Source organism: Bacillus sp. HMA207 (assembly GCF_003402455.1).
GTDB lineage: Bacteria > Bacillota > Bacilli > Bacillales > Bacillaceae_G > Bacillus_A > Bacillus_A cereus.
In genome coordinates this window covers 1,485,750-1,497,468 of sequence record NZ_BEZT01000001.1, presented here as the reverse complement: position 1 = coordinate 1,497,468, position 11,719 = coordinate 1,485,750, and the positions used below count along the sequence as shown (strand labels likewise).

Here is an 11,719-nt window from a genome sequence, read left to right as displayed (position 1 = left end):
ACTCTTCTATCAAATTTTTATCTTTCTTGACATTTTATTTATACAAAAAAAATAAAATTTTCTTTCGTTTTTTGTTTCTCAACATTTGTTAACATAATATTTTTATGAATAACCACCATTCGAGTGAATGACTTGCCCAGTAACCCATTTCGCTTCTTCACTTACTAAAAAAGAAATTAAGCGCGCAGCATCCACCGGTTCTCCTACTTTACCTTGCGGGAACTTCCATACTAAATGATGCTTCAGCTCCTCTGTAATCCATCCTGTATTCGTCGGTCCTGGATCTACAGCATTCACTGTAATCCCCTTCTCCATCGCAACTGGTGCTACTGACTTTGTAAATGCTTCAATTGCCCCTTTCGTTGCTGCATATGCTAGTTCATCTGGCATTGGACCTACTGACTGTCCTGAAGTAAGATTAATAATACTCCCGCCCGTTTTAAGTGAATAATGTTTTATAAACAATGAACTTAATAGCATAGTAGCCCGAACATTAACTGTATAATGTTTATCCAACTGCTCTACATCTAATTCCTCAATTCTCGTATGAGTAGAATATACTGCATTATTAACTAGAATAGATGGATCACCTAACCGTTCTGATACCATATAAAACAAACGATTTGGCGAATAAGACTGCGATAAATTGATTTCTGCCATTTCACATCGAACATCGTAACTTTCAATTTCCTTTTTCAGCAAAAAGGGTTCTTGATCACTCATTCCCCATGGCATCGCTTTATCATACTTTGGCCAGTACGTGAAAAAAATGTCTATCCCTTTTTGAGCAAGCACCTTGCATACAGCTGCACCAATTCCATTCAGACGAGTTGCCCCTGTTACAATTGCTATTTTCTTCACCTTTTTCTCCTCCATCTATACACAGATCCCCTGCATGAATACAGAGGATCTATCTTCTTATTGAATATTTGACAGTATACGTTCAGCACCTAATTTTAACATTTTAATAAAGATATAATTTACAATCGTAAACATTACAAATAAAACGATAAACATAACCCACAGTCCGACATGAAGGAAGAAGTATAATACACTTACTCCCCCCACAATAATTAAAGCTATTAAAATATTAGCTAAAAAATTCCACAAAGTTGTATATCGACTTTTAAATAATTTCTGCTCTGTATCCCAATGAATATCTGCAGTTTGCGCGTCCCAGCGTGTTCCGATTAAATTAATTAATAACAACCCGTTCGCACTTAGTAAAAACCACAGTATCATAAAGACTGGAGAAATCCCAGCTACAACTGCCATCGTAATACCGAATACTGCTAAAATGATCACATTAATTAACCAAGCAGTGATTGCTTTCGCAAAAAAGATATCCGAAGCCTTTACTGGTAAATAACGATTCACAAACCAAGAGCTTCCATCTCGCGAAAATGACGTTGTTGCAATGACGTTACTACCCATTAAAAATAACGATGCACAAAGGCCAACACCAATTGCAAATCCCGTTGTCTCTGAATTGTTAATATACTCTGTAATAAACTTTAAATTTCCATCTTGCACAAATAAAATAAAGAACAACATAATTGGCATAACGAAAGTTTGTACAATGCAATTTAAGAAAAATTGTGGTGTACGGAATAACGTTTTAAATTCTTTTTTCACATACGCTTTTAAATGCGAACTTTGTACTGTTGATTTCTGTAAACCTTCCGCCGAAATAACTTGTTTCTTTGCTGTACTCGTTGAAAGTCCAATAACCCCTTTTAAATATGTACGCTCTGCTATGTAATAAAACAACACAAAGAAGACAAATGAAATAACTGCAAAGATTATTACATATAAAGGTCCCTTCCAATTTGCATTTTCTACTAATGCTACTGCTCCAAAATATGTAGTTGGAAAATAGTTTGTCATTTGTACTAAAAGAGAAGACTGGTTGTTTGCAAGGTAATCCGCAATTGCATCTTCAGAAAACGAACTTTTATTTTTCCACTGCAAAAATACGTTAATTCCTACAATAAATAGTATACTTACGATTCCAATAAATATATTTCCTCGGTCTTTATTTTTCGCTATATTTGTATACCTCATAATAACTGTCATCAGTAACGAAGCTAGTACTAACGGCACAATTGGGAAGAGTAAGTAAATGAAAATCATATATATGTAATATGTAATAAATGCGCCACTTTTTAAACCGTACGTAATAAAGATCGGTAATAAAATAAATGAACTCATTACGTATTGTGTAATTAATACTGTTAAAAATTTGGCTGAAATAATTTGCGCTGGTTTTAATGGTAATGGTAATAACATTTCAATGTCATTGCTGTAGTAAAATACAGTTAAAATGTTCGTAATACTCATTAAAAATACCCATATACTCGCAATCGCAAGTCCCATTGCGATAATCATTCCTGGATCTTGCCCTAAATGTATCATTCCCTCATACATTGCATGCGTGATAGAACCAAACAGTAAAAAGCCGACAAATAAAATAGCTGCAAATGAAAATACATACGCCCATCGCTTCTTCTTATCTGTTATAAAATCTGCATAATTTAATTTCAATAATACTTTCGTTAACGTCCAAATTTTACTCATTGCCCGTCATCTCCAAGAACATTTTTTCAAGTGATTCATTGGATTTAAAATGATCTCTCATTTCATCTAAATTCCCTTTAAACTGAAGGTTTCCCTTATTAATAATCGCGACGCGGTCACATAATTTTTCTGCCACTTCTAATACGTGTGTAGAGAAAAATACAATCTTTCCTTTATCCGCATGCTCTCTCATCATTTCTTTTAAAATATATGCAGATTTCGGATCAAGCCCAGTTAATGGTTCATCTAAAATCCATACATCTGGCTCATGTACGAGCACACCAATAATAACGATTTTTTGTCTCATACCGTGCGAATAACTTTGAATTTGATCAGATAAAGCATTATAAAGATCAAACTTCTTCGCTAAAGACTCTATTCGTTCTTGTCGTACTTCTTTCGGCACTTCATACATATCGGCCATAAAGTTTAAATATTCAATTCCTTTTAATCGTAAAAACATATCTGGACTATCTGGTACATAACCAAACGTCTTCTTCGCTTCCATCGGCTCTTCCATAATATTTTTTCCGTTAATCGTAATAGTCCCTTTGTCCACCCCGTGAATACCAGTAATCATCTTAATTGTCGTTGATTTACCCGCACCATTCGGTCCTAAAAATCCAAAGATTTCGCCGCTAGGTACAGATAAACTTAAGTCTTTTACTGCATAGGTAGACCCATTATAACTTTTTGACACATTCGTAATTTCAATCATTTCATCCAATCCTTTCCTTAATTACCAAATAACTATATTGATATTATAGCATAGTTCTATTTTAAGATTTTTACATTTTTCAGTATATTTAACCTTTAAAATAAATATACACCCCTAATCCAACAACTAAAACGACAGCTAGTATAATATAAATCATTGTTAAGCGTTTAATATTCCCCTTTGTCGCTTTGCTATAATTTGCATCACCATTCCGCCCAATTAACACCGTCGCAATGACAGTAATCACTACAAGTAATACAACGATCATGATCCAAGTTAGCATTTCTTCCTCCCCCTCCTTACAACCATTTTACAATATTATCCTCTTTATTTCGCAGCATATTTCCTCTTTTTACTATTATTATGAACCAAACTGGAAAACTATTATTACCATTCCTATCCATATGTGATATATTTATAACATAACGTGATTTATTTCTAACACTATAAGGAGGAACTATCATGAAAACAACTTGGATAAAATATTTAGGATTTCTCGGTTTCTTCGGTTTCCTCGGATTTTTTTATGAAAAAGGATTGTTTACTATGTTCTGTTTCTTCTCCTTTTTCACATCGTATAGAACAGTTCAACACGATGAACTGTTTGAACAAATTGTCAATAAATCGTGTCGCAATGCATTTATCGTTACGTTACTAACTACCACAATCATTATGTTTATTGAAATGTTATTTCCAAACCCTACGCTACAAGAGATTGATATCGCTCTTATTTTCGGCACACTCATTCTTACATTCGGCTTTTCTATGTTCTTTTTCGATAAACCAATTGATGAAATGGAAGATGCACCATGGCATTCGTAACGAGAATAAAAGAATACCGTGCCAAATTGAACATGACACAAGAAGATTTAGCGAAGAGCGTTGGTGTGCGACGTGAAACAATTAGTCATCTCGAAAAAGGTAAATACAATCCTTCCTTACAACTTGCTCACGATATAGCGAAGGCATTACATAGTACGATTGATGAGATTTTTATTTTTGAGGATTGATTAAAGACGTCCAGTCACAAGAATCACAAAAAAAATACCGTCATTCTTTCCAAGAAGAATGACGGTATTTCTCATTGATTATCCATATAAAACCGCATGAAATACGCCTAATAGCAAGTATTGATCCTGCATGTAATCTTCATCATATACATTCATCTCAATGTAATACATATCTTCCTCAAGACGAATATTCCAATCTGCAATTACATAGCCCTTTCGTAATAACTTTCCCATTCCAAATAAAGTTTTATGAACAACATATTCTTCTGCCTTATATGTAAAGGTAAATAAGAAATTTGCATCCAATAACTTTCCGTCACATACAAGTATTTCATGCTCTGCATCATGATTATCTTTGTACATTACTAAAATCCTTCTTTGGCGCTGCCTACTTACATCCTTTGCAATGACGCGAATATTGTCCTTACTATCCTTTATTTCATAAATAATATTACTACCAATTTTCGGAATAAAATCCAGCACTCTCATCAGCGTATTTTTATAATAGCCCCTTACTACACCTACTTGCTCACTTCCATTATAAACCTCTATCGGTGTCGTATCTGCTTTGCTATCACACGGTCGTTTGTAAGAGAGCTGCATCATTCGCTCTCCTCTTAAGTACTGATCAAACGTCACAGGATATTCTATCATGCGCAGTTCTTTATTTAGCTCATACAAATAGCGTTGAACACTCTCTATTAATGTTGCAGTAGCTATACGCTCTTGAAGTTCAAATTCTTGCCAGCTGGAAAAAACAGTCCATTGATTATGATCCTCTTCATAGAAGAAACCAAGAATTACCTCTTCACGGTCAGCCGTTTCATATTTCATAGGCACGTTCTGCCCATGTTGAACTTGTTCCATCCACTGACCTAAATAAATCCCCAGCTCTGCAACCTTCATACATGATTTTTGAAAAAATACGCTGTCACTCGCGCAAATCGTTACATCTCCTTCGATAAAGCCCTTTGAATAAGCATCATACCGTGGCTCATCCTTCTGCGGGAGATTTTTGTCTAACTCAAATAAAAACGTTAACATCCTTTATTCACCTCTAGTTGTTACACTAATCATACATGACATCGCATCACGCTAGGAAACTATTTATATACGCATATTTAATTCACGCATTATAACACGTGAATGACCTTGTATAGTAGCTCTATTTTTTTGTTCTATATCTTAGTATATGAATTTATATGAGCGATTTTTCAAATATATCTATCGCAACTTACAATATATCAACGATTTTTTCAATATATCTATCGCAACTTACAATATATCAACGATTTTTCAAATATATCTATCACAACTTACAATATATCAACGATTTTTTCAATATATCGATTTTTCGACAAATATCAGCACGATTAAAATGAAGCTACCTTTTCTTCCGCCACTTCTACAATTTCTAAAATTTGTAGAAGACTCTCCACTTCATAAGTCGGATTAACACTCGTCTTATTCTCTTTCAAACTCGGATTATACCAACACGTATCAATGCCGAAGTCTTCTCCGCCTTTCATATCAGAAGTTAGCGAATCTCCGACCATTAGTACACTTAATTTATCCGTAATCCCAAACTTCTCAAACGCATAATCAAAAATCTCACGTGCTGGTTTTTGATGACCAACTTCTTCAGAAATAATAATATGATCAAAAAAATTACATAAAGGTGAATTTCCGATTCTTGATTGTTGCACCATCGTATATCCATTCGTAATAATACCTAACTTGCAATCTTGTAGATTTTCACATAATTGTACTGCGCCTTCTATAAGATGTACTTCTTTCCCTAAGTTTTCAAGATATACATCACTAAATTGCTGTGCATCTACGTCTATATTATGAAGCGCAAATAATTGTCTAAATCGATCTACTGCTAATTCACTTAGCGTAATCATTTTATTTTCTAAATCTCTCCATAATCCATTACTAATCTCTTTATAGCTTGCAAGATAATCATTATACCCTGTAGGCATATCAAACTGTACAAACGCATTATGTAATGCGTTTCTTTCCGTTTCAGGGAAATCTAATAATGTATCATCTACGTCGAATAATATAACTTTGTATTTCATGATGTTTTTCTCAACTCCTATATTCTCATAGCTTAATTATAACAACAATAAGAAAGGGAGGCTAATTAAAACCAGCCTCCCTTCTTTTTACTTTTCTTCCAGCAGTAACTCTTTCATTTCCTCTAACGAATCTTTCGTAAAGCCAAGAGCTTTTTCAGCGTATGCTTCAACTGATCCGTATTGCTTTTGAATTTCACCAATCGCAGCTTGCAAGTATTCAGCACGCGCTTCAAACATTGCACCTAATATCGCTCTGCTCTCATCGTTTTGTAATTTCGCACCTAAAAAGGCCATCATTTTTTCATTTAGCTTTTCACGGAATCCGTTACTTAGTAAGTAGTCTTCCATTACTGTTTTTTCTGGTACACCTAGTAAAAGTAGTAATAATGCTGAACCAAATCCAGTACGATCTTTTCCAGCTGTACAGTGGTTTACTAACGGTAAGTTTTCCGGGTTTTGCGCTAAGTTTAAGAAGCTCACGAATGCCTCGTTGCCACTTACGAAATCTTGATTCATTTTCACAAGATACTCACCTGGTTTTCCTAACATAGAAAGGTCACCAACTTGGAAAAACTCATTTATATTTAAGTCTTTCGCTAAGTCTTGCATAACTGGTAAGCACACTTGACGAGCACCTGTAATCTCAGGATTTGGCTTATGCTTTACCTCAAAGTTTGTACGATAGTCACAAATTAACTTTAAACCAGACTTTTGTAAATAGTCGATATCCCACTCTGTTAGTCCTGCTAATTCTTCAGAACGGTATAATTTGCCCCATTTCACTTTACGTCCATCTGTCGTTTCATATCCACCCATATCACGGAAGTTAAACGCACCTTGTAATGGCAATCTACGCTCAGCTACTGTCACTGCTTGTCCATTACTTCCTACTAGTCTAAAATATGGACGTTCATTTTCACTCGGGTTTTCAATTGTATATGATAATTCTCCATTTACAGTTGCAAGTAGTTCTCCATTTTCTTCAATATGATCTGGTGAAGTACTCCAATAAATACGAACTTCTTCTATATTATTTTCCCACTTTATTTGTAACGTATTATCTTCAATTCTTTCTACAGTTGCTTGTAGCCAATTTCTTTGCTGCTCCATTCTTTCACCAACGCTTTCTCTTATAATTGAATCTTACCCTATTGTATTATGGGAATATCCATTTTGTCGTTCTCATTTTTCTTTTTATCTTACAAACAGGCGAAAAGTTCTTTTACTTGTTCAAAATTTGTACATGGATTACCGCGAAATACGTATGCGATTTGTTCATTACCTAAATCTTCGTATACAACTGTTCCGCGATTAGGGTGCGAATAAAACTCTAACCCGTTTATAATTTGTTTTGGGCCATAGTTCATTGTCCATGAAGAAATAGGATAGTACGCTTTGTTTTTATGTCTACAAACCCAAAGTGCATATAGTTTATTAACTTCGTCCCAGTATACATACTGCGTTTCGTCATTTCCGAAACCGACCGATTCAAGTTTCCAATTTAGTTTTTCATGAATTAACAAATTTACATAGGATACGTCATCTGGAGCATTCCACTCTCTACATCTTCCTATCTCACCCATTTCACTTCTCTTCGCTTGAAAGCTTAATAAGTGAAATGATGTATGTAATATCGTTTTCCCAAGCTCCATATTTACTGGTTGTAATTCAAATAGAAATCGTTCCATTTCGTCTTGTTTTACATATCCATGATCAACAGAAATTTCAACTTGTGTTTTCCATATAGATGTAACGTAACTTTCTTTTCCTTTATAATTTATACCCTTCCAATACACAAGCCCTTTATATTGAAAACAATCTCCTTTTGCTTGAGAAATACAGCTATCCGGAAATACTGGTTCCATTATATCGAGAAAAAATTCCTTTACTCGAAACATCCCAGTTGGAGTAACAACCTGAAACCAAAAAGTTCCCCACTTTTCACCTTCATAACGTTCTGAAACTTTTTCAACATTCCAGCCTTCTAACAATACATTTGGATACAGTAACACGAATGAATGCATGGATTGCTTTAACATATATAGTCCCCTCCCGCTATACGAGTTCGAGAGTATACATCCTTCATCCTCCTAAAACTTCCTCACATACCGCTCAGTACAACTCAGCAGCTGACATCCGTTCTTTTCAAAAACATCCTTCATCCACTCATTTTGCATATTTGTCTCACCAATATAATAAGATGCACCTATTTCCTTTAAGACAAACATCGCACCTGCAAATAACGCAGCTTCATATCCCTTATTACGCATATTTGGAGTAACTGCGAAGTACATAAGTTTCCCTTCTTCTAACGTACCTCTTTCAATATGCGGGATTACAATTCCTATCGGCTCTTCATCGGCACTCGCTGTTAAGCAATGTTCTTTCCATTGCTCACCAATTTCTTGTAGCATCATATGCACAAATTGATCATGAGCGACTGATTCTCCCGTTGCTTCATTCCACAGTGAATAAAAAGCCTCTTCTCCAACTTCTTCAATAAGCTTAAAATCAATTTCACTTTCTACATCTTCTACTTCGTATATATCTTTAAATACAATCATGTTTTCCGTAACATATTCAAATAAATACGTTTCAAAACATCTTTTATACACATCATAATTTGGACTTTTTGAAGAGATTTCAAAATGTAGTTTTTCTAATCCATCTTTTTTAGCTTCAGCAACGCAATATTGCATCATTTCCTCTAATTGCTCTTCTGTAAAAATCTCTGCATTATTTTCTTTTATCATAATAGAAGAAGCATTTCTTCTTATTTTAAAATGTTTTTCTAACTGTTCTATCGTCGTCATATTCTTCCCTCATCTATATCATACTCGAATTTCTAATCGTTCTCCTTGCATGAGCAGGATTGTCCTTGAATATATAGAATACTAGAAAAGATCGCATCTTTAAAGTGCGGAGGAGGTTCTCCAGTGGATATTACAGCATTGCAACAACAGTTAGAGCTTATACAACAAAATGACTATACGCAACTGCAACATATAGACGTAAATGAGTTAACTTTGAACATGCTTCAGTATATCGGAACGACTGATAGCTACGTTCGTTACCAACTTATATATAAATGTTTTGCGCATTTCATTCATCATGAATTCCTTATGGACGATCAGCTGAAATTACTTCTGCAAACTTGTTTAAGTGATGAGTATTTATATTGTGACATTTACTCCCCACATACAGATGGGGTTTTCACACGTTCTTACACTGTTTCGTTAATTGCGTTAATACTCCAATTCGCTAATTCGCACTACTTTTGTACAGAGGAGGATATCGAAGAAATAAAAAATAAACTCATTACATACACAAACTTAGAAACAGATTTTCGGGGCTATATCGAAAATAAAGGATGGGCTCATTGTCTTGCTCATGTATCTGATGCCTTTACTGAAATTGTTCATAATACGTATACAACTTTTGAATGGTACGAAGAATTAATTCATTGTTTATTAAATAAAATCTTTATTCCATCTGACCTTTTTCATAATAACGAAGATGAACGCATTGTTACTCCATTACTAGCAATGCTGTATCATGATTTTCCTCAGAACGATTTAATTTCTATTATTCATAAAAAAATAAAAAGGCTTCCTCAAATTAGAAAACGCCTTTCGCTTAATGAGTATTGTATTTTATGTGCCAATATTAAAACCTTTTTACGCACATTATTTTTCAGAACGAAAGATGACCATAACTTAGCCTTTACAGCACGTAAAACAGAAAGAATGTTAAAAGAACTTCCTAACTATTATTAAATACAAGGAGCAATGACATGGGTTATATTGAAGATATGAGAAATCTAGTAGGAAATCATCCACTTATTCTAATAGGATCACACGCCATTATATTAAATGAAAAAGATGAAGTATTGCTGCAACTCCGTACAGATTTTAACCGCTGGGGCATTATTGGCGGTGCCTTAGAATATAACGAAACATTAGAAGACGCTTTAAAGCGAGAAGTATATGAAGAAACTGGACTTATTATTAAAAATCCAGAACTATTCCGTACATACTCTGGACCAGATTACTTTCAAATCTATCCAAACGGCGATCAAGTACACGGTGTACTCGTTGTTTATATTTGCCGAGAATTTCATGGTGAACTTGTATGCGATCAAAGTGAATCAAAAGAACTACGCTTCTTTTCACTTGATGAATTACCTAATAATCTTCCCCCTGTTATTGAGAGGATTATTACAGATTATCAAAAAAAATAAGGGAACGCTTAACGTTCCCTCTTAAATCCAATCCGTTTTTTAATTTCCGCTAAATTTACCTTTGCAATAGCGCGTGCCTTCTCAGCACCGTTTTCTAATGCTTCATATAATAAATCCGGCTCATTCATATATATTGCGTACTTTTCACGAGGTCCAGCTAACTCTCGATCTACTACGCGAAACAACTCTTTTTTCACATCGCCCCATCCGATTCCAGTCTCATATTTTTCACGTAATGACTGTATTTCGTCTTCTGTCGCAAATTCTTTATAAATTGTAAATAAGGTTTCTAGTTCTTTTGGTTCATTTGGAAGTGAAGAATCTGTTTTGATTTTAAATATTAACTTTCGTAGTTTTTCTTGCTCTGCAAATAATGGGATCACATTTCCGTAACTTTTACTCATCTTTCTTCCGTCAAGGCCAGGTAATATTGCTCCTTCTTCTTGTATGACATACTCCGGAAGTGTAAATGTCGTGCCAAATGTATGATTAAAATACGTCGCAATATCACGCGCGATTTCAATATGTTGAATTTGGTCTTTTCCGACAGGTACATGTGTAGCTTGAAATAATAATATGTCAGCTGCCATTAAGATCGGGTACGTATATAACCCCATGTTCACTCCCGCATCGACCTCTAACCCTGCTTCTTTATTTTGCTCCACCTTCGCTTTATACGCATGAGCACGGTTCATAAGACCTTTCGGAGTTAGGCAAGCTAAAATCCAAGCTAATTCTAGAATTTCCGGTACTTCTGTTTGTCGATAAAAAATAACATCTTCTCCAAGTCCAAGCGATAACCAAGTAGCTGCTACCTCTTTCGTATAACTGCTGAACTTTTCTGAATCATGCACAGCATTTAATGCATGATAATCAGCTATAAAGTACAATGCTTTTCCTTCATTATTCTTTGACATTTGTAATGCAGGTTTAATCGCACCAATATAATTTCCTAAATGTGGATAACCTGTCGGCTTAATTCCTGTTAACATTATTTTTTCACTCACACTAACTCCTCCTTTCTCAAAATAAAAAGAGCCCCTCATCCTAAAAAAGGACGAGAGACTCCCGCGGTACCACCTTAATTAGC

The 11,719-nt window shown here is 34.8% G+C and carries 14 protein-coding genes and 1 other annotated feature (1 of these 15 running past the window's edge); of the genes, 4 read left to right on the top strand and 10 right to left on the bottom strand.

Going from position 1 to position 11,719, the window contains the following annotated elements; translation table 11 throughout:
* Positions 1-102: 102 nt before the first annotated feature.
* The 4 genes from HMAS_RS07895 to HMAS_RS07880 form a co-directional block, all read right to left on the bottom strand.
* A complete protein-coding gene (locus HMAS_RS07895) occupies positions 103-861 on the bottom strand; it encodes an SDR family oxidoreductase (protein ID WP_000716965.1) in 759 nt (252 codons plus the stop codon).
* A 57-nt stretch (positions 862-918) separates the two neighbouring features.
* Positions 919-2,577: a putative ABC transporter permease subunit gene (locus HMAS_RS07890; RefSeq protein WP_000036886.1), complete on the bottom strand. Its 1,659-nt coding sequence runs from the start codon at positions 2,575-2,577 to the stop codon at positions 919-921.
* A complete protein-coding gene (locus HMAS_RS07885) occupies positions 2,570-3,295 on the bottom strand; it encodes an ABC transporter ATP-binding protein (protein WP_000570206.1) in 726 nt (241 codons plus the stop codon). Before HMAS_RS07885 ends, HMAS_RS07890 begins: the two co-directional genes overlap by 8 nt.
* Before the next feature lie 88 nt (positions 3,296-3,383).
* A complete protein-coding gene (locus HMAS_RS07880; RefSeq protein ID WP_000958863.1) occupies positions 3,384-3,578 on the bottom strand; it encodes a hypothetical protein in 195 nt (64 codons plus the stop codon).
* 179 nt (positions 3,579-3,757) lie between these two features.
* On the opposite strand from HMAS_RS07880, the gene HMAS_RS07875 reads away from it, so the two are divergent.
* Both HMAS_RS07875 and HMAS_RS07870 read left to right on the top strand, forming a co-directional pair.
* Positions 3,758-4,117 (top strand): DUF3796 domain-containing protein, encoded by a 360-nt coding sequence (locus tag HMAS_RS07875; RefSeq protein WP_000859224.1) that lies wholly within the window; start codon positions 3,758-3,760, stop codon positions 4,115-4,117.
* On the top strand, positions 4,105-4,305 hold the full coding sequence (locus tag HMAS_RS07870) for a helix-turn-helix transcriptional regulator (protein WP_000896323.1): 201 nt from the start codon (positions 4,105-4,107) through the stop codon (positions 4,303-4,305). Before HMAS_RS07875 ends, HMAS_RS07870 begins: the two co-directional genes overlap by 13 nt.
* A 78-nt stretch (positions 4,306-4,383) precedes the next feature.
* Here the strand turns inward: HMAS_RS07870 and HMAS_RS07865 are convergent, their stop codons facing one another.
* The 5 genes from HMAS_RS07865 to HMAS_RS07840 all read right to left on the bottom strand — a co-directional run bounded on the left by HMAS_RS07865 (position 4,384) and on the right by HMAS_RS07840 (position 9,202).
* On the bottom strand, positions 4,384-5,349 hold the full coding sequence (locus HMAS_RS07865; protein WP_000955103.1) for a tubby C-terminal domain-like protein: 966 nt from the start codon (positions 5,347-5,349) through the stop codon (positions 4,384-4,386).
* Between the two features lie 329 nt (positions 5,350-5,678).
* Complete coding sequence (locus HMAS_RS07855; protein WP_000875926.1) at positions 5,679-6,389, bottom strand: YjjG family noncanonical pyrimidine nucleotidase; 711 nt, start codon at positions 6,387-6,389, stop codon at positions 5,679-5,681.
* A gap of 87 nt (positions 6,390-6,476) precedes the next feature.
* Positions 6,477-7,499, bottom strand: coding sequence for a tyrosine-protein phosphatase (locus HMAS_RS07850; RefSeq protein ID WP_000437803.1), 1,023 nt, complete (start codon positions 7,497-7,499; stop codon positions 6,477-6,479).
* Between the two features lie 89 nt (positions 7,500-7,588).
* On the bottom strand, positions 7,589-8,428 hold the full coding sequence (locus HMAS_RS07845) for a hypothetical protein (RefSeq protein WP_000917826.1): 840 nt from the start codon (positions 8,426-8,428) through the stop codon (positions 7,589-7,591).
* A 51-nt stretch (positions 8,429-8,479) separates the two neighbouring features.
* Positions 8,480-9,202, bottom strand: coding sequence for a GNAT family N-acetyltransferase (locus tag HMAS_RS07840; RefSeq protein WP_116344747.1), 723 nt, complete (start codon positions 9,200-9,202; stop codon positions 8,480-8,482).
* A gap of 123 nt (positions 9,203-9,325) precedes the next feature.
* Between HMAS_RS07840 and HMAS_RS07835 the strand changes: the two genes are divergently transcribed.
* Positions 9,326-10,165: a DUF2785 domain-containing protein gene (locus HMAS_RS07835; RefSeq protein ID WP_000355451.1), complete on the top strand. Its 840-nt coding sequence runs from the start codon at positions 9,326-9,328 to the stop codon at positions 10,163-10,165.
* Positions 10,166-10,182: 17 nt separating this feature from the next.
* Positions 10,183-10,629 (top strand): NUDIX hydrolase, encoded by a 447-nt coding sequence (locus HMAS_RS07830; protein WP_000540463.1) that lies wholly within the window; start codon positions 10,183-10,185, stop codon positions 10,627-10,629.
* Between the two features lie 8 nt (positions 10,630-10,637).
* On the opposite strand, the gene HMAS_RS07825 is transcribed toward HMAS_RS07830, so the two are convergent.
* Positions 10,638-11,636 carry a tryptophan--tRNA ligase gene (locus HMAS_RS07825; protein WP_001290888.1) on the bottom strand — a complete coding sequence of 333 codons (999 nt, stop codon included), beginning with the start codon at positions 11,634-11,636 and terminating at the stop codon, positions 10,638-10,640.
* Between the two features lie 43 nt (positions 11,637-11,679).
* Positions 11,680-11,719, bottom strand: a binding site (T-box leader); it runs 168 nt beyond the window's last position.